We start from the raw sequence: 17,582 nt of genomic DNA, 5'->3' as shown, positions 1-17,582 counted from the left end.
CGAGGGGATGCCGCGCGAGTTACCGGCGGATGACGACCGGCCTGTCCCAGCCCCACATCATCGCGTTGTTGTCGTATCGGAAGGCACGCGATTCCGCCCGGCGGTCGAGATCGATGCGCTGCAGGCAGGTGGCAAGGGCGTCGGTGTTGCGGCGGAAACCGTAGGACATGCAGGTCTTCTCGTCCGCGGCGCGGCGCTCTTCAGGCGTCATTGTCGCGCAACCGGAAAGGGCCGCGCCAAGTGCCGCCAGCAACAGGATTCTCCGGATATGCATGCTCAGTCCCTGTGACGTTCTGCGAGATCCGATTATCTATCAGATGCGTTGCAGCACATCCACAAAAGCTTCGGCAAAATTTTTCAGGTCTGCCGTCTCCTCGTTCGGCTTTTCGATGCGGATCGTGGCGCCGTCGCTCTCCAGGCAGGCAAAGACGGTCGTCATCGCCGCGCTGCCATCCTGCGGAATGCGCAGCACGGCGATGCGGTCGCAATCGGCAATGAGCCCGGACGCCGGCAATTCAAACAGCAAGGCACCCTCGATCGCTGCGGCAGCGGCACGGACATGGGCGGCAAAACCCTCGGCGCCGGTGGTAAAGCCGTCGAGCGAGAGCTCGAGCTCCAGCAGTTCCATCGTCAGGCCCGCATCCGATGGCGGCGCGGTAGCCTGGGTCGCGGTTGATGCCTGTTTGGGTTCGGATGACAGCATGCTCTCTCTCCTTTCAAGCCGCCGGAAAGCAGCGCTCTCCGGGTGCCTGGAAAATTTGATGTCTGTGCAAACCCGGTCCAGTGACGTGAGGACCGGGATCCACGCCTGATCCCCGTTCTCAAGACATGATTAACGAGAATGGCGAATTTGCGGCGTGAGCGGAGTTGCCAATACTTGCATGCACTTGCCCGCTTCATTCGCTGTTCGGCTGTGATCTTGCCGAAAACCGCTTCACACTTTTCGGCATCATGCTCTAAACAGGAGAAGAAGTTGCCGCGTTCGGCCAAGGGATTGATTCTGCCAGATGATGATCAAGTATGAGCGCCCCACGTCTCATGCCGCCCGCTGGGCGCGCAGGATCGCCCGCTTTGCCTTCGGTCTCTTCGCCGTAGCACTGCTGGCGCATCGTTTCGGCCCGCTGATCACGCCGCATTTCATGGCGCTTGCGGTGTTTTCGGCGGGATTGGCGGCTCTTGCCGTGATGCTTGCCACCATCGGCTTCGTCCGGCTCTGGCAAGTCGCGGCCGTCGGCGGCGTTGCCTCCTTCGTCGCGCTTTTATATGCGGCCATTCCGATCAGCGCTGCCGGCTTCGCGCTCAACGAATATTTCTCCAAGCCGGCGATCTACGATGTCAGCACCGACACCGTGACGCCGCCGCCGTGGATCAAGCCGCCGGATGCGGCGCAGGGCTGGCTCAAACGCCCCGCCGTCGTGACGCCGGAAGACCGTGAAGCCCAGATCGCCGCCTATCCCGGGCTGACCGGCCGCCGCTACGACGGCGCCCTCGACCGCGTCTTTGAGGGCGTGAAGATCGTTGCGGAAAAAACCGGCATCAGCATCGTCGATGAGGAGGGCGTCGAGAACGCCAAAGCTGATCTGGAGGACATGGTGGTCAAGCCGGACGGTGCGACGCCGGCCGACAGCGAGCCCGGCGACGTGCCGATCCCGCTGTCGCGTCCGCAGGCGATGCCGGGCGAAAAGAGCCCCGGGCGGCGCTCCTCCGATATCCTGCTGCAGGGCGAATGGCGTACGCTGATCGTCGGCTTCCGTTTCGATGTGCTGATCAGGCTGCGCGAAGAGGCCGAAACGACCTTTGTCGACATGCGCGTGGCCTCCCGCTACGGCCCGCACGATCTCGGCCTGGGTGCTGCGTTTGCCAACCAGTTCCTGCATGCGCTCGATGCCGAATTGCTGGGCATCGCCGGGGACTGATCAGGCAAGCCAGCCGGTATAGCGCACGATCAGGCCGGTGATCGGGCTTTTGATTTCGACGTGGAAACGAAACAGCCCGTCGCGCTCCTCCTCGAACGTATCGCCGCCGGGAGCGAGAAACAGCGGCAGCGGCAGGCCGAGGAAGCGCCAGCCGCGGATCACCAGCCGCAACCGGCCATTCTCCGGCACCAGAGCGATCAGCACGCGGAAGGGCCCGAAATCCTCCGCCAGCAGGTGCCTGTCACGCCCCGTGGCGGCCGACTGGATGCTGCGAAAGGATTTTCCCGCGAAGGTGCGGATCCATGTCTCCTGGCCCGCGGCGCATTCGAAGCGCACGCTGACGGCAATATCGGAGTTTTCCGCCGGAAAGCCTATAACGCCGGCAGTGATCCGGGCAAGCAGGCCGGTCCCGCGTTCGACCCTTGCCCGTCCCTCGACGGTGCGCGTTTCCCCGCTGTCGTGCATGGTCGCGACGGCGGGCGGCAGGTCGTTCCAGGCGGTCGACAGGATGCGGCGGTAGAGAGGTTTCGCTTCGTCCGCAGCACGTTCGTCGCGGATGCCGGTGCGAATGGAAAACCGGGAAAACAGCGGTTCGAAATCGGAAAGCGCCAGTTCCCCGGCAGTGGCGCGCGCGCCCGGTTCCGGCTTGTCTCCCGCAAGCCAGCGGCGAATGATCGCCTCTGCCGCCATCGCCGGAATGAAGGGGCCATCGTCGCCCTTGGCGATCAGGTGCCAGGATCGCTCCAGCGCGCTTCCATCAGCAGTCCTTCCCGTGATGGCAACGAACATGCCGCCGCGATGCTCGCCGAAGGCAAGGCGCTGCGACACCCGATGAAACAGCGGCGCAAGCGGCGACAGCGAGCGAACGAGCCCAAGCCGCACCAGCCAGGCGCAAAGCCCAAGAAGCCGCTGCAGCAGCTGCGGCTCGGTGCCGGCGCCGGTAAAGACCGATCGCAATCCCGCGATCGTCTGCGGCAGCAAGGCAAGATCCGGCGTATCGGCGAGCGCGAAGCGGCGGCGCCTGAGCGGCACGCAGCCGGGCGGCGCGATCGTTTTCTCGACGCTGTCCATCAGGCCATGGCCGGTCGCGGCTTTGCCGTCGCGGATAAGCGGCACTTTCTTTCCGGCGTAGCTGGAAACGGCCCTGATGACGTTCAGCCCCATGCGTGCCCGAGGCGAGGGAGCAATGCCCGCGGTGACGGTCTCGACGCGGGCAAATCCCGGGTTCAAGGCTTCGAGCGCTGCGAAGGAGAGGGCGGGAAAGCTGCTGCAGCCGGACAGGGCGAAGACGCCGGCTTCCTTTGCCGCAGCATCGAGGCTGGAAATGCCCGCCACGAAGGCTGTGGCATCGGCAAGGTCGAGATAACAAATTCTGAGCGCGATGCAGGCTTTGACGAGATGATAGGGTTCCGGCCCGGCATTCTGGAACGGTCCGGAAGCGTCGATGACGAGATCGGGCTTCAGGGGGCCGAGGACGGCGGTCGCGTTGCCGGCGCGATCCATCACGACCGGCTCCAAAGCCGCCTTGGAGTCAACGCTGGAAACAAAGGCCATGGCCTTGTCGAGCGACCGCCCGGCAATCATCAGCGTCAGCCGCGGTTCGTCGGAAAGCAGCCGCACCAGCCTGCCGCCGAAGGTGCCGTAGCCGCCGAGGATGAGAATGCGCAACGGCTCTGGGCTCATGCGATAAACCGGCTGCGATGCTCCGGTGTCGGCACGAAACAGGCATTGCGCCTTCCGGCGATCCGGTAGCGGTTGCGCGCCACCAGTTCGTACAGCGGATCGCGCAATGCCCGCGGGATGATGCGCATCGCGGAAGACAGGCTCCAGGGAAGGCCGAGACCCGCCGCCATGCGCAGCGTTCCCTCCGATTTCAGAAAGGCAACGCCGTTCTCGATCAGGATGTTGGTCTCGTAGCTGCGGCTGTCGAGCCAGTAATGCCGATAGAGCGCCTCGCCGAGCGGCGATTGCGCGGTGATGAAGCGGTAGCGGCCTTGGCTGTCGTGGCGCAGAACGAAGTTCACCCAGCCGGAGCAGAAGATGCATTCGCCATCGAAGACGATGAGCGCATGATCGTCGGCAAAGGCGGGGACCGCCGGATCGCTGCGATAGCTGTAGGCCGGGCGGGAGTGCATCAGGCGGCGCCTCCGCGCGCCAGCCGATAGGTGCCGGTGAGTGACGGCGGGCCGTCGGTCTCGACTTGGCCGCGCTCGACGAGGTCCTCGATATGGGCGAAGACCGAAAGTGCCGCCGCCCCATGCAGGCGCGGATCGGTGGTCGCATAGATCACCTTGACCATGTCCGGGATCAGCCCGTCACCGGCCCGCACCCGCTCCAGCACCGCGCGCTCGCGCATCCGGCGATGTGCCCGGAGCCCCCGGAGAAAGGCGGCTGGCTCCATTACCGGGCCGCCATGGCCGGGCAGATAGAGCCGGTCGTCGCGGCCGAGCAGCTTTTCGAGCGACGCCATATAGTCGGTCATCGAGCCGTCCGGCGGCGCGACGATCGAGGTCGCCCAGGCCATGACATGATCGGCGGAAAATACCGTGCCAGTATCTCTCCGGCTGGTGTCGCCAAGCGCGAAGGCCGCGTGGTTGGCGGTGTGGCCGGGGGTGAGCAGCGCCGTCAGCGACCAGCCGTCGCCTTCCACGATGTCGCCGTCGGCAAGGGCGATATCCGGTTTGAAATCGATGTCCGAGCTTTCGGCGAAGGGATTGATCTCGCCCTCGTGCAGCAGCCGTGCCGCCCGGTGCGGCCCTTCGGCGACGATCAGCGCGCCCGTTTCGGCCTTCAGGCGGCGGGCAAGCGGCGAGTGGTCGCGGTGGGTGTGGCTGACGGCGATATGGGTGACTTCGCGGCCCTTCAGCGCCGCCATCAGCGCCTGGAAATGCGCCTCGTCCTGCGGCCCCGGATCGATCACCGCGACAGATTTGTCGCCAACGATATAGCTGTTGGTGCCGTGGAAGGTGAAGGGGCCGGGATTGTTGACGGTGATGCGCTGAACGCCGTCCGCCACCGTCACCGCCTCGCCATAGGCGGGCTTGAAGTCGAGGTCGAAGTCTGGACCGTCCATGCGCCGCCTCTTCCTCTTCACTTGTACTCGATTTCGATGAACGACATGAACTCCTTGCCGGCATTGATGACATTGTGCTCGACACCGGCCTCGCGCCGGTAGGCTGCACCCTTGGCGATATCCACCCGCCGCTCGCCGCCGGGCTCTTCGAGCAGGAACCGGCAGTCGGTCATCGGAATGACGACATAGCCCATGCCATGCACATGATGGCCGGTATCGGCCCCCGGCTCGAAATCCCAGCGGGTGATCCGCACCATGTCGTCGTCGAGAAGCAGGGTCGGCTTGGCAGGCGGGCGGGCGCGAAAAATGCTCATGAAGGTCTCCGGTTTTGGAGCGAGACTAGAGGGCCGGGGAGGGAATGGGAAGGGCGTTGGCACGCCATAATACGCAGCGTTTGCCGCTCCACCCCCCTCTGTCACTCCGTGACATCTCCCCCACAAGGGGGGAGATCATCCATTTCCCTTACGGCTTCGCCAATCACGGTAAGGGACGCACGCGGCTCGCGGTCAATCTCCCCCCTTGTGGGGGAGATGTCCCGGAGGGACAGAGGGGGGTAAACCCGCCACAACCTCCGCATTCCCGCGAAAAAACCACACCCATCCCCAACTTAGCCGTTGTCGCTCGCTTTCACCTTTGCTAAACCGGCTGTCGATTTGGCCGGGCGATTTGCCCCGCGCCAAGCGTTGGGGCGTAGCCAAGCGGTAAGGCAGTGGTTTTTGGTACCGCCATCCCTGGTTCGAATCCAGGCGCCCCAGCCAAGTTCTCCTTTTCAAGTCAAGAATCCAGGTTTTCCAGCGCTTTTGACCTAGCTGGGAATCCAGATTCGGACACTGTCGTACAGGATTGTCGTACACGACTGTCTTACACGGGTGTCTTACAGGAAGGCTGCCATGTCCCGCTCACCCTTCAGAAAGGGTTTAGCATGGCAGCAATTCAGCACGTCTTCAAACGCGGTTCGGTCTACTGGTGGCGGCGGCGTTTACCGAATGGAACCAGTTCGTGTGCTTTGATCAGGATCGAACTGAGCCTGAACACCAAAAATATGGAGCCGGCGAAGCTGATTGCGTCTGAGGTGACGCTCGCTAGTGTTGTGACTCTAACGCCTGTCGCCCCCGAGCGACCTTTTCAAGAATGTCTGTAGCGGATTTGGTCCAAACGAAGGGCTTTGGATCGGCGTTGTGATGATCGAGATAGTCTTGAATTGCGCCTTCGAGTTCGGCGACACTCTTGAACACGCCGCACCGGATTCGATCGCCTGTTATCAAGCCGAAGAAGCGTTCGACCTGATTGAGCCAGGACGCCGAAGTGGGGGTGAAATGCATGTGGAAGCGAGGATGTTTGGCCAGCCAGGCTTTGACCGCCGGATGCTTATGGGTGGCATAGTTGTCGGCGATCAGGTGCAGGTCGAAGCCCTTGGGCGTGCTGCGGTCGATGAGCCGAAGGAATTTGAGCCATTCCTGGTGACGATGACGTTTCATGCATTCGCCGATCACCCTGCCGGTGGCGACATCGAGGGCGGCGAACAGTGTCGTCGTGCCATGCCGCTTATAGTCGTGGGTCATCGTTCCCGCCCGCCCCTTCTTCATCGGCAGGCCCGGTTGGGTGCGGTCCAGCGCCTGGATCTGACTCTTCTCGTCGACCGAGAACACTAGCGCCCGGTCCGGCGGATCAAGGTAGAGACCGACGACGTCGGTCACCTTCTCGACGAACTGCTTGTCGTTCGACAGTTTGAACGTCTTGGTCAAATGGGGCTTGAGCCCATGCGCGCTCCAGATGCGCTGTACGCTGGTGTGGCTCAGACCCACCGCCTTGGCAAGCGTGCGCGCGCTCCATTGCGTGGCCGCCGGTGGCTTCTCTCGCAGCGTCATCTCGACCACACGCGCAATGACTTCGGCGCTCAACGGCTTCTTACGGCCAGGCCGGGTCGCGTCGCGCCCAAGCCCATCGACACCCTGCTCAAGATAACGATCGCGCCAGCGGTAGGCCGTCTTCTTGGTCTTGCCCAGCGTCCGCACAATCGACGCCAGACTCGCCGCGTCCGCCCACATCAGCACGATCCGCGCCCGCCAAACCAGCTTCTGCGGCGTGTTCCGGTCCGCCACCCAACCTTCCAACCGCACCCGATCCCCAGGCGACAGCAACAGCCTCTTGTCCGTGTCCATGGACCCAGACTCGCATATTTGCCAGCCTCAGGGAATCCATCCGTTAATTCCAGAACACTAGTGAACGCCTGCTGCCGAACTTGCGATCCAACATGATCACTGCCGACGACGCCAAGAAAATACTGATCCAGGTGGCAACGAAGCACAGCTTTCATCTGGATTCCATGATTGCCGCAGCAGGCCACGTTCAGGGCAACGCTGACGGCAAGCGGCGAAGTGAGATCAGCACCGGATGGGCTTTTCGGCTTTTCGCGGCTCAGGGGCTGGAAGCAAAAGTTGGCCCCAACGAAACGCGCGAGATGCAGGCGGCAGGACTTGACGTCGAAATGATTGAAGGCGTTTCCAAGACGATGTCGTTCCTTCGGGATAACGGGTTTGCACGGCCCGGACGTCCGGTGATCGAAGCAATCCTCAGGGAAAATGGGATTGCAGCTGTCGACGTGCATATACGGCAGGCAGAAGTGTACTACTTGAGAGGAATGTCAGCGGCGCTGCTAAATACCGAGCGGCGCTGGTCAGGCGTCAGACCTGACGATGTCGCCTTGCTGCAGGCAGCCTTGATGGAAGGGGCAACGGTCAATGCAGTGCCCGCGTCAACTGCCGCCAAGCCCAACCCAGTCTCCAATGTAACCTTGAACACCGCGGTCGGTGCTCCACTGTCGCCGGGTACCGCCGCCCTGCCGTCATCTACTGATGACCCTGAACTCGATGACGAAGATGAAGTTGACGACGCGGAACTGGAAGCTGATCAGCCTGGCCTCATCGCCCTTGTGACACAGGCCTCCGACGAGCGGGTGGCGTCAAAGGAATGGGACGTCAAAACTGGCCGGCAGCACATCGCGTTAGCCAAGCTCTTCGTCAGGTTCGTCGGCCACGACAATCCCAGCAAGATGCGCCAGGCGCATATCGCCAATTTTAAGAGCATTTTCTATAAGATGCCCAAGAACTACGGCAAATCGCCAAAAGATTTTATCATTAGCGTGGCCGAGATTCTGAAGCGGGCGGAGGACCTCCCGGTCGAACAAAGGGGCTTTTCGACAAGCACCATCAACCGGCACATGACCCAGATGGGTAACATCGTCGGTATCTGCAAACACGCTGGTTACCCCTTCGGGAACTATGAGGGCGTCAGTGGACTCCGTTCGAGAAAGCGGGGCGATGTACGGGGCGAGCGGGGCAAATTTTCGACTGAAGAGGTTCGCACGATTTTCAGACTGCCGATCTGGAACGGTTCCACTGGAGAGGAAGATCGTTACAGCCCTGGTGACCTGGTGATTCACGATGCTGCCTATTGGGTGCCTATCATCGCGGCTTTGGCAGGAGCCAGGCGTGAGGAGATATGCGGCCTACTCGTTGATGACGTCGAGCTAAATGGTGATTTCGATTTACCCTGCTTGCGCATCGAGTCGAGCACGGTCCGTCGTCTGAAAAACACCCAGTCGAAAAGACGTGTGCCCATTCACCCCGAATTGCTTCGGCTCGGCTTTGTGGAATATGTCCAGGGCTACGTCGCCTGGAACATACGCTGCTCTTTCCGGAACTGCGCGCGGCCTCGGATGCCACACCAATGGGCGACGTGTTCGATGATAGTTGGCAAGCGATGCGAACTGCGGCCCTTCCAAATGCCAAAGAGGAGCGGAAGGTTTTTCATTCCCTTCGTCACTGGTGCAATAACGAGATGAAACAAGCCGGGGTGGCCGCCGAAATCCGAAAGGACATACTGGGCCATACGAACGGCGACGTAAACGAGGGACGCTATGCGGAGATGGCTCGTTTGCGTGTGATGGAGGATGCTTTGAGCCACCTTCTTCATCCTACATCACATCTGGCACCACACGCCATTCGGACCTTGGAAAGCGTAGCCGTTCATGAGGCGCGTCAAGGTAGGAAGAAGCGCACCTTCTAGCTTCTGGGAGATGGCACAGCCCGGCCGCTGCCTGAAATGTCTACCCCTTTGCGTGATTGTGGAAGCGGACGTGCAATGACCCGGTAGCGGCCACCCATCTCTTACCGATCGGGAAGATTTTCCAGATGAATGTCGTTCCTTCCTCTTCGGTAAGTTTTGATGGATTTTTAAAAATTCTTCCTGTACGGTAAGCTCGATATTGGGAGAGCGTATCATGATCCGTTCGGCCACAGAGTTTGGCGCACTTGTCCGCGAACACAGGAAAAAGCAGGGTTGGACACAGACCCAGCTTGCAGAGCGTTGTGGGACCGGTGAGCGCTTCATCGTCGACCTGGAGAACGGCAAGCCTAGCTGCCATCTCGAAAAGTCGCTAATCGCGGCACGGACGGTTGGCATCGATCTCGGCGACCTGAAAAACGCACCACACCCCGCTACTCCGGAAGCGGACGACGCTCTCGGCTATCTACCCCGCTTCTCCTGATCAGGTGTCGCCGTGACCACGATCTTCTACGAGAGCTTGCCCGTCGCCCATCTCATCGACCGCGATGGGATTTCGCTTGCCTATGAGCCAAGCTGGGAGGAACGCGCATCGGCCTTCCCGATCTCGCTGACCATGCCTTTGCGGTCCGGCACCTATGGCGCTGAACAGGTTATGCCCTGGCTTGCCAATCTTCTTCCGGAAACACACCTCTCCGAGATCGGTCAGCAACTGAAGGTCTCGCCTCAGGACATTGTCGGCCTTCTCACACGCCTTGGCCGCGATACCGCCGGAGCCTTTTCGATCGGCGAACCGCGCCGAGACGGGAATAATTTCCGCGTCGTGCCGGACGAGGCAGCGCTTGAGCAGATTTTGAACGAGCTGCCAGCGCGACCTTTTCTGGTCGGAGAAAAGGGGGTGTCGATGTCCTTGGCAGGCGTGCAGGATAAACTGCCTGTCTACATTGGTGAGGATGGCAACATCGCCATTCCCGTCGATGGCACCCCATCCACGCATATTCTGAAGCCCGATATCAGACGCCTGACCGGCAGTGTTCAGAATGAAGCCTTCTGCATGACCCTCGCCAAGCTCTGTGGACTGGAGACGGCCGAAGTGACGACCGGTAGAGCGGGAAAGCGAGATTACCTTCTGGTCAAGCGCTATGATCGCATCGCCGATGCCCATGGAACGATCCGCCGGATTCATCAGGAAGATTTCTGCCAGCTGCTTGGCCTCTTCCCGTCGGAAAAATACGAGCGTACCGGACTTGGCCAGCGGGATGGCGCATCGCTCGTACAGATGTTTGACGCGCTGGCGCGTTACATTTCCCCCGCCGAAAGACTGAAGCTGCTCGACGCCGTCATTTTCAATATCCTCATCTGCAACTCCGACTCGCATGCCAAGAACTATTCCGTTCTCGTCGGTGCCGCCGGAACAGCCAAACTTGCGCCACTCTACGACCTGATGTGCGCGGCAGTCTATAAGCAGGTTGACCAGTCGCTTCCTCAGCGGATCGGGACAAAGCGGAATGCCAACGAACTTCACGGCAATGACTGGCGGCAATTCGCATCGACCGTCGGCCTGAGCCCCGCTGTCGTCACAAGACGAGTACAGGAGCTCTCCGACAGGGTTGCCTCAAACCTCGAAGAGGCGTTGGAGGAGACAAGGCGCTATCCGTCTTTTCATCGAGACTTCGGGGCGAACCTCCTGTTTCTCATTCGCAAGAGGTGCCAGCGGATCGGACGACAGGCTGGCGGGTAGTCGGTATTCGCCCTGCTCCGAAGCTTTACGTTGATTGGGCGTGATAGGGAAATCGTCCTCGATTGGAGGCAAGACGGTGTGTGGACCGATCTTGATGGCTCCAAAAAGTTATTCCGTGCGCGTGGTGGGATGGAACCGGACTTTCCGAAGCAGCGGTGAAAAAACAGGTTGCTTAGTCGTTGTAAATGAAAGCGTCTCGCTATCAATCGCGAGCACGGCATTTGAGACGCGCTGCCTGGTTAGCGGAGCCGTCAGCCCCATACTCAAGAACATCGACGGCAACCATTTAGTGCATTAAAAAGTTCTGCATTGAAAATAATTTGAGAAAAAATCTGCACCGGATTCATTGAATAATTTCCGTCTCAAAATGGGAATAAGTTTGGAAACTTCGCAGTTTACTATTGTTTTTCAATGTGTTGACAATGTTGGTTGTAGGGACTTTTGAAAATTCATGTCATCATTATCTCACGGTCTCTGATGAAGAGCCGGATGAAACATGGAGATAGGAAGACATGGCAAAATACACGCATAAGAAGATCGCAGCCAAGCTGGCGGAGCAGGCCGCGGCCGGCGCTGACGAGATCAGCCCGGAGCAGGAAGGCGAACTGAAAGCCCTCGGCGAAGGCATCCGGTCGCTCGGACGCCGGACGACCGAGCAGGCCCTCGAACTCGGTGGATACCTCGCTCGCGCAAAATCCATTCTCCCGGAAAAGGCGCTGGGCGCGTGGGTCAAGGCCATCTGCAAGTTCACGCCGAAGACGGCGCGCAACTATATCGCAGTTCATGAGCACCTGTCCGAATACAAGGATCGGCTCGTGACCGCTGCCGTCGCACCGACCACACTGTTCGTACTTGCCTATGCGGAGCAGGAGAATGTCGAAACGGTACTGTCGGCGATTGAGGCGGGCGAGCAGCTCACGGTCGCCCAGGTTAAGACCATGGTCGGCGCGTCTCCACGCAAGACAGCGGCGACCGCCGAGGTTCTGAACGTCGGTGGGCTGGCCGGTCTCCGCAAGGTCGCCGAGCTGAAGGTCGCGGAGGATGCGGCACGGTTCGTTGGACTGGTAACCGCGATCCTGGCGCAGGTGGAAAATGCGTTGGAGCCGTTTGCCAAGGGCCGGGCGGTCAAGAAGGGCGCATTGCAGGAGGCCGTTGTTTACGACTGCCGGCATGCGCATGATCTGATCAACGGCATTGCCGCGCCGCTGCAGCCGGACGTGACCGCGCACATGAACTGGAGGCCGGCGAAGCTGCCTGACGGCACCGCTTGGCGGAAGGTACAGGCCCTGCTTCAGCGCATGGGCGGTGTCGATGGCTGGCCTGACCGGACCGATTTCGTGCCGTGGCTCCAGAACGACGTCGTGCCGTTGCTTCTGGCGCAGAGCCCAACCTTCTTCGAACGCGCCATCGTCGATCTGCTGGTCGGCATGGGCTATGGCGGCAGCCACGAGAATGCGGCCCGCCGCCTTGGCAAGACTGGTGACGGTGGCATCGACGGCGTGATCGATGAGGACCGCCTCGGCCTCGACCGCATCTATGTCCAGGCAAAGCGCTACGCCTCGCATGTCGGCGTCGGCCGGCCAGAGGTCCAGGCATTCGTCGGCAGCCTCGTCGGCTTCGGCGCAACCAAAGGCGTCTTCGTTACCACATCAAGCTTCAGCACGCCCGCTACGGATTTCGTCCGCCATCTTCCCCAACGCATCGTCCTCATCGACGGCGACCGCCTCGCCGACCTGATGATCGAACACGGCGTCGGCGTCCGGGTGGCGAGGACGGTGGAAGTGAAGCGGCTGGACGAGGATTTCTTCGTCGAAGAGTGATCGCTTGCTTGCAGCGGCGAATGGGGAAATCATTTCCGCATTCCAGCAGATGAGGCAGTTTACTCTGCGGCGATGGACAGTTCGGCCTCGGCCTCGTCACCTTCGACCTCGGCGCTCTCACCTTCTTCTTCCACATTGCCCGTATAGACCTTCTTGCCCATCGCCTTCTCGATCAGCGCCAGCAGGGCACGCTGCCGTTCCTGCAGGAAATCTTCGAACCGATCGGCGCGCAGCAGGGTGGGGTCGATGAGGTGGGATTGGAGGTGAAGGTCCAGAACGTCCGCGGCAATTGCTTCAGGGGTTGTGCAGAGGCTTTGGCGCCCTTTCTGGCCGAAAGCGGAAATGATTTCCGCTATTCGAGCGAACAGGCAAGCTGTCTGCTGGCGGCCCGATGCAGACATTCTGCATCGGGCCAGTTCGACATCTACGGGAGCGACCTAGCAGTCAGGACCTCAAAGGCGCTTCTACATCCGAGTAGACTTGGACGGCATCCGGTAGCCTTGCGCCCCGGATTTCGATGGCCGACACCGACGCGTTCAGTTCCGCAATGTCCGATGGCGTGAACCGAATTGTCGGCGCGCCGATGTTTTCGATCATGTGGGCCATCTGGGTCGTTCCGGGGATCGGCACGAGCCATGGCTTCTGGGCCATCAGCCAGGCCAGTGCGATTTGCCCCAGTCTGGCCTGCTTGCGTTCGGCCCAGACCTTCAGGAGTTCGACAAGCGCCAGATTGTGCGGCAGGTTTCCCGGGGAAAAGCGCGTCTCGATGGCGCGAATGTCGCCCGGGGCGAAGCGTGTCCTCGCATCGATCGCGCCGTTGAGGAAGCCGACACCGAGAGGACTCCATGGCACAAAGCCAATGCCGAGTTCTTCGCAGACAGGGATCGCTGCTTTTTCCGGGCCACGCCATAGCATCGAATACTCGCTCTGGACGGCGGTCACCGGCAAAGCGGCGTGTGCGCGGCGAAGGGTGTTCAGTCCCATTTCGGATAGGCCCCAGTGCAATACCTTGCCTTCCGTCATCAGGTCCTTGACCGCGCCGGCTACATCTTCGATCGGCATCTGCGGGTCGACTCGATGCTGATAGAGGAGATCGATGCGGTCGGTCCGAAGCCGCTTCAACATGCCCTCGACCACCAGCTTGATGTGTTCCGGCCGGCTGTTAAGCCCCGGCTTCCGTTCCCCGGTCTCGAGATCGATGTTCCAGCCGAACTTTGTGGCGATGGCAATCTGATCGCGGAACGGTTCGACGCCTTCGCCGAGTATCCGTTCGACCTCATGCGGACCGTAGGCTTCGGCCGCGTCATAAAAGGTCAGACCCCGGTCGAAAGCGGTCCGGATAATATTGTGCATCTCGGGGCGGGTGGGCACAGTTTGCTGGTAGGTGCGGCTCATATTCTGAACGCCGAGCCCGACGCTGGATACTTCGAGGGAGCCAAGCTTGCGCCGTCCGATTTCCGATATGGCCGTGTCGGCCGAACCACCTTGCTGGTCCGCAGTCTGGGCATGCGCGCCACTGACATTTGCCGCTGCGGCAAGCGTTCCCGCTGCCAAAAGCAAGCCTCGACGATTAAGCTCCAATGTTCGCTTTGTATTCATCTCTTATATTCCTCTCGTTGTGAATAATGGCATGTGGAGGCCATGGTCAACGTCGCGATCCTTTGCAGGCCGCCCGGCCGCGCATTTATCCGCGAGCCTCTTGACGCTTGACCTGATCGACCGGCGGCGGCCGCCGCTGGCAGCGTGTTGATCTCCCATGACGTGCCGATGGCATCGAAATTGAAGCGGGACATCAACACGCTCATCTCAGCGACCCGTCATCTTGAGGGCAGCTTCGGGAAGTCTCTCGCCCTTGACCTCGATCCCGGAAAGCGCATCTTCGATTTCGTGCAGGTCCGCAGCCGTGAGCAGGACATCGACGGAACCAAGGTTTTCCTCGAGGCGATGCTGTTTCGTGGTGCCGGGGATCGGTACGATCCAGGGCGTCTGGGCAAGCAACCAGGCAAGCGCAATCTGAGCCGGGGTCGCGCCCTTCCGCTCACCGATCGTCTTGATCAGATCGACCAACGCGAAGTTCGCCTTGCGCGCTTCAGGAGAGAAGCGCGGCACGTTGTTGCGGAAATCGGTCGGATCGAACTTCGTGTTCTCGTCGATCTTGCCGGTCAGGAAGCCAGCGCCGAGCGGGCTGAACGGGCACGAAGCCGATACTGAGTTCGTCAAGCGCTGGGACCAGCTCCCTTTCCGGGCCGCGCCAGAACAGCGAATACTCGCTCTGCACGGCGGTCAACGGTTGTACGGCGTGCGCCCGGCGGATCGTCTGGACGCCTGCCTCCGACAGTCCGAAATGCTTGACCTTACCTGCGTCGATTAGGTCTTTGACAGCGCCGGCGACATCCTCGATCGCAATTTCAGGGTCAACGCGATGCTGATAGAGCAAATCGATGCGATCGGTGTTCAGCCGCTTGAGGCAGGCATCCACGACGGCTTTGATGTGTTCTGGCCTGCTGTTGGTTCCGCCGCTGCGTGCGCCGGTGGCAAAATCGATGTCGAAGCCGAACTTGGTGGCGATGACCACGTCATCCCGGATCGGGGCAAGGGCTTCGCCGACCAGTTCCTCGTTGACGAAGGGCCCGTAGGATTCCGCCGTGTCGAACAGTGTCACGCCGCGCTCGTGGGCAAAGCGAATGAGCTTGATCATCTCGGCCTTGTTGGCCGGCGGTCCATAGAGGGCGCTCATGCTCATGCAGCCGAGGCCAAGGGCGGAGACTTCGAGGTCTCCAAGTTTGCGGGTCTTCATAGTTATCTCCTGTGGATTACTTGCCCACGCGGGCTGCAAGATGCGCGGGATACCGATCGCCGACGATTTCGATCGTCGACAGGGCGTCGGTGATTTCGGTGATGTCCTCGATCGACAGAGCGACGGCTGCGGCACCGAGATTTTCCTCGAGGCGGTGCAGTTTGGTCGTGCCGGGGATGGGTACGATCCAGGGTTTTTGCGCCAGCAACCATGCCAGTGCGATCTGGGCGGGCGTCACGCCCTTTGACGCGGCAAGTTCAGTAATGGCCGATACGAGGGTCTGGTTGGCCTTGAGTGACTCTGGCGCGAACCTCGGGACAACGCTGCGGAAGTCGTCTGCGCCGAAGGTGGCGGTTGCATCGATCTTGCCCGTGAGAAAGCCCTTTCCGAGTGGGCTGAACGGGACGAAACCGATGCCCAGCTCCTCCAGTGTCGGGATGATTCCCTGCTCCGGTTCGCGCCAGAACAGCGAATATTCGCTTTGCAGGGCGGTTACGGGCTGCACGGCGTGTGCGCGACGGATCGTCTGCGCGCCAGCCTCGGAGAGGCCGAAATGCCGGACCTTGCCTTCGGCGATCAGGTCCTTGACCACACCAGCGACATCTTCGATCGGAACATTCGGATCGACACGGTGCTGGTAGAGCAAGTCGATGACATCCGTGCGCAGGCGCTTCAGCGATCCTTCCACCGATTGGCGGACATATTCCGGGCGGCTGTTCATATGCTGGCCGCTGTCAGGGCTCGGAAGCTCGAAGCCGAACTTGGTGGCGATGACCACCTTGTCGCGGATCGGCTTGAGTGCCTCGCCGACGACATTCTCGTTCGTGAAGGGACCGTAGACCTGGGCGGTGTCGAAGAAGGTGACGCCCTGTTCGTAGGCCGCACGGATGAGTTTGATTGCGTCTCCGGTGTCGGTTGCCGCACCGTAGCCATGGCTCAATCCCATACAGCCAAGGCCGAGTGCCGAGACTTCGAGTTGTCCGATTTTGCGCTTCTGCATGTGATTTCTCCATCGATCAGGTCACCTTCGGATTTTCATCCGTCGAGCGCCAAAGCCGTCCGCAGGGCGATGCAACGGCCCTGATGATGGAAACTTAGTCCTTGTCGATCCTGATCATTAGATGCAGTAATCGGGATGAAGCTATAAGGACACCTAATGAATGCCCCAGGAAAACTTCAACGACCTGCTCGCCTTTGTAACGGTGGCGCGCGAAGAGAGCTTCACGAGGGCCGCAGTCAAACTGGGAGTCTCCCAGTCCGCGCTCAGCCAGACGGTTCGGGGTCTGGAGGAGCGGCTGGGCATCAGGCTGCTGACCCGGACAACCCGCCGCGTGTCTCCGACGACGGCTGGAGAGCGCCTGCTTCAGACCGCTGGCCCGCGGTTCGAGGAAATTCAGGCGGAACTATCTGCCTTGACCGAAATGCGGGACAAGCCCGCTGGTCGCATCCGTATCACGGCGGGCGAGCATGCGGCGATCTCCGTGCTCGCCCCCGCGCTCGATAAATTTCTTCCCGACAATCCGGACATCATCGTCGAGATCACCGTCGACTACGGCCTGACGGACATTGTCGCCGAGCGATATGACGCGGGCGTGCGTCTCGGGGAGCAGGTGGCGAAGGACATGATCGCCGTCCGGATCGGTCCGGAAATGCGCATGGCCGTCGTCGGATCGCCAACTTACTTCCATAGTCATCCCTGGCCGGAAGCCCCTCAGGACCTGACGGCGCATAACTGCATCCAGATACGCATGCCGACCTACGGTAACATCTTCCCGTGGGAGTTTGAAAAGGACGGGCGGGAACTCAAAGTCAGGGTCGAAGGGCAGCTCGTCTTCAACAACATGGCCATGCGGCGAGATGCGGCATTGCGCGGATTGGGCCTTGCCTACATGCCCGAAGATCAGGTTCACGACCTGATCAGGGACGGGAAACTGGTTCGAGTGCTGGAGGACTGGTGCGAGCCGTTTCCCGGCTATCATCTCTATTACCCCAATCGGCGACACGCCTCGCCAGCATTTGCCCTTCTCCTGGAGGCACTTCGTTTTCGGGGGTAGCGCGTTAATCAACCATTCGTGATTAAGAAGCTGAGCTAATGGCTTCAATCGGAGATGGGTGTCTAATGCCATAGCGTCGGTTCGCGTAGGTTTCATTCAACTCAACGCCTGAGAAG

Annotated in this window: 17 protein-coding genes, 1 tRNA gene and 1 pseudogene; 8 read left to right on the top strand and 11 right to left on the bottom strand. The window is 60.7% G+C overall.

Annotated elements, in window-relative coordinates; genetic code table 11:
• Nucleotides 1–19 precede the first annotated feature (19 nt).
• Both ACSQ3F_RS01035 and ACSQ3F_RS01030 read right to left on the bottom strand, forming a co-directional pair.
• Complete coding sequence (locus tag ACSQ3F_RS01035) at nucleotides 20–274, bottom strand: hypothetical protein (protein ID WP_436098502.1); 255 nt, start codon at nucleotides 272–274, stop codon at nucleotides 20–22.
• A 39-nt stretch (nucleotides 275–313) separates the two neighbouring features.
• Nucleotides 314–703, bottom strand: coding sequence for a hypothetical protein (locus tag ACSQ3F_RS01030; protein ID WP_436098501.1), 390 nt, complete (start codon nucleotides 701–703; stop codon nucleotides 314–316).
• A 304-nt stretch (nucleotides 704–1,007) separates the two neighbouring features.
• On the opposite strand from ACSQ3F_RS01030, the gene ACSQ3F_RS01025 reads away from it, so the two are divergent.
• Nucleotides 1,008–1,916: a DUF1499 domain-containing protein gene (locus ACSQ3F_RS01025; protein WP_436098500.1), complete on the top strand. Its 909-nt coding sequence runs from the start codon at nucleotides 1,008–1,010 to the stop codon at nucleotides 1,914–1,916.
• Here ACSQ3F_RS01025 and ACSQ3F_RS01020 read toward each other — a convergent pair whose 3' ends face one another.
• From ACSQ3F_RS01020 to ACSQ3F_RS01005, 4 genes are read right to left on the bottom strand one after another with little or no spacing between them, the layout of a single operon-like run.
• Entirely contained in the window at nucleotides 1,917–3,599 is a 1,683-nt protein-coding gene (locus tag ACSQ3F_RS01020; protein WP_436098499.1) for a DUF4166 domain-containing protein, read from the bottom strand.
• Nucleotides 3,596–4,051 (bottom strand): thiol-disulfide oxidoreductase DCC family protein, encoded by a 456-nt coding sequence (locus ACSQ3F_RS01015; protein ID WP_436098498.1) that lies wholly within the window; start codon nucleotides 4,049–4,051, stop codon nucleotides 3,596–3,598. Before ACSQ3F_RS01015 ends, ACSQ3F_RS01020 begins: the two co-directional genes overlap by 4 nt.
• Complete coding sequence (locus ACSQ3F_RS01010; protein WP_436098497.1) at nucleotides 4,051–4,989, bottom strand: MBL fold metallo-hydrolase; 939 nt, start codon at nucleotides 4,987–4,989, stop codon at nucleotides 4,051–4,053. Before ACSQ3F_RS01010 ends, ACSQ3F_RS01015 begins: the two co-directional genes overlap by 1 nt.
• A 17-nt stretch (nucleotides 4,990–5,006) precedes the next feature.
• A complete protein-coding gene (locus ACSQ3F_RS01005; RefSeq protein ID WP_436098496.1) occupies nucleotides 5,007–5,303 on the bottom strand; it encodes a cupin domain-containing protein in 297 nt (98 codons plus the stop codon).
• A gap of 370 nt (nucleotides 5,304–5,673) precedes the next feature.
• On the opposite strand from ACSQ3F_RS01005, the gene ACSQ3F_RS01000 reads away from it, so the two are divergent.
• Together ACSQ3F_RS01000 and ACSQ3F_RS00995 are read left to right on the top strand one after the other, a co-directional pair.
• Nucleotides 5,674–5,747: transfer RNA gene (locus ACSQ3F_RS01000), tRNA-Gln, on the top strand.
• 164 nt (nucleotides 5,748–5,911) lie between these two features.
• Nucleotides 5,912–6,130 carry a DUF6538 domain-containing protein gene (locus ACSQ3F_RS00995; protein WP_436098495.1) on the top strand — a complete coding sequence of 73 codons (219 nt, stop codon included), beginning with the start codon at nucleotides 5,912–5,914 and terminating at the stop codon, nucleotides 6,128–6,130.
• Here the strand turns inward: ACSQ3F_RS00995 and ACSQ3F_RS00990 are convergent.
• The gene (locus tag ACSQ3F_RS00990; protein ID WP_436098494.1) at nucleotides 6,072–7,151 is read right to left on the bottom strand and encodes an IS630 family transposase; all 1,080 of its coding nucleotides are present in this window, start codon (nucleotides 7,149–7,151) and stop codon (nucleotides 6,072–6,074) included. The two genes, ACSQ3F_RS00995 and ACSQ3F_RS00990, sit on opposite strands and share 59 nt — an antisense overlap.
• A 92-nt stretch (nucleotides 7,152–7,243) precedes the next feature.
• On the opposite strand from ACSQ3F_RS00990, the gene ACSQ3F_RS00985 reads away from it, so the two are divergent.
• The 4 genes from ACSQ3F_RS00985 to ACSQ3F_RS00970 all read left to right on the top strand — a co-directional run bounded on the left by ACSQ3F_RS00985 (nucleotide 7,244) and on the right by ACSQ3F_RS00970 (nucleotide 12,615).
• Nucleotides 7,244–8,833 carry a hypothetical protein gene (locus ACSQ3F_RS00985; RefSeq protein ID WP_436098493.1) on the top strand — a complete coding sequence of 530 codons (1,590 nt, stop codon included), beginning with the start codon at nucleotides 7,244–7,246 and terminating at the stop codon, nucleotides 8,831–8,833.
• 438 nt (nucleotides 8,834–9,271) lie between these two features.
• Complete coding sequence (locus tag ACSQ3F_RS00980; RefSeq protein WP_436098492.1) at nucleotides 9,272–9,538, top strand: helix-turn-helix transcriptional regulator; 267 nt, start codon at nucleotides 9,272–9,274, stop codon at nucleotides 9,536–9,538.
• Nucleotides 9,539–9,550: 12 nt separating this feature from the next.
• Complete coding sequence (locus ACSQ3F_RS00975; protein WP_436098491.1) at nucleotides 9,551–10,795, top strand: type II toxin-antitoxin system HipA family toxin; 1,245 nt, start codon at nucleotides 9,551–9,553, stop codon at nucleotides 10,793–10,795.
• Nucleotides 10,796–11,307: 512 nt separating this feature from the next.
• Nucleotides 11,308–12,615, top strand: coding sequence for a restriction endonuclease (locus ACSQ3F_RS00970; RefSeq protein ID WP_436098490.1), 1,308 nt, complete (start codon nucleotides 11,308–11,310; stop codon nucleotides 12,613–12,615).
• 59 nt (nucleotides 12,616–12,674) lie between these two features.
• Here ACSQ3F_RS00970 and ACSQ3F_RS00965 read toward each other — a convergent pair whose 3' ends face one another.
• The 4 genes and pseudogenes from ACSQ3F_RS00965 to ACSQ3F_RS00950 form a co-directional block, all read right to left on the bottom strand.
• Nucleotides 12,675–13,016 carry a hypothetical protein gene (locus ACSQ3F_RS00965; RefSeq protein ID WP_436098489.1) on the bottom strand — a complete coding sequence of 114 codons (342 nt, stop codon included), beginning with the start codon at nucleotides 13,014–13,016 and terminating at the stop codon, nucleotides 12,675–12,677.
• Nucleotides 13,017–13,059: 43 nt separating this feature from the next.
• A complete protein-coding gene (locus ACSQ3F_RS00960) occupies nucleotides 13,060–14,214 on the bottom strand; it encodes an aldo/keto reductase (protein WP_436098488.1) in 1,155 nt (384 codons plus the stop codon).
• A gap of 207 nt (nucleotides 14,215–14,421) precedes the next feature.
• Nucleotides 14,422–15,412 (bottom strand): annotated as a pseudogene (locus tag ACSQ3F_RS00955) (aldo/keto reductase).
• A gap of 16 nt (nucleotides 15,413–15,428) precedes the next feature.
• Nucleotides 15,429–16,412: an aldo/keto reductase gene (locus ACSQ3F_RS00950; protein ID WP_436098487.1), complete on the bottom strand. Its 984-nt coding sequence runs from the start codon at nucleotides 16,410–16,412 to the stop codon at nucleotides 15,429–15,431.
• A 160-nt stretch (nucleotides 16,413–16,572) separates the two neighbouring features.
• On the opposite strand from ACSQ3F_RS00950, the gene ACSQ3F_RS00945 reads away from it, so the two are divergent.
• Nucleotides 16,573–17,466 carry a LysR family transcriptional regulator gene (locus ACSQ3F_RS00945; RefSeq protein ID WP_436098486.1) on the top strand — a complete coding sequence of 298 codons (894 nt, stop codon included), beginning with the start codon at nucleotides 16,573–16,575 and terminating at the stop codon, nucleotides 17,464–17,466.
• The last annotated feature ends 116 nt before the right edge of the window (nucleotides 17,467–17,582 follow it).

It is taken from the genome of Pararhizobium sp. LjRoot238, assembly GCF_964252955.1.
GTDB lineage: Bacteria > Pseudomonadota > Alphaproteobacteria > Rhizobiales > Rhizobiaceae > Pararhizobium.
This window is presented reverse-complemented; position numbering and strand designations above follow the sequence as displayed.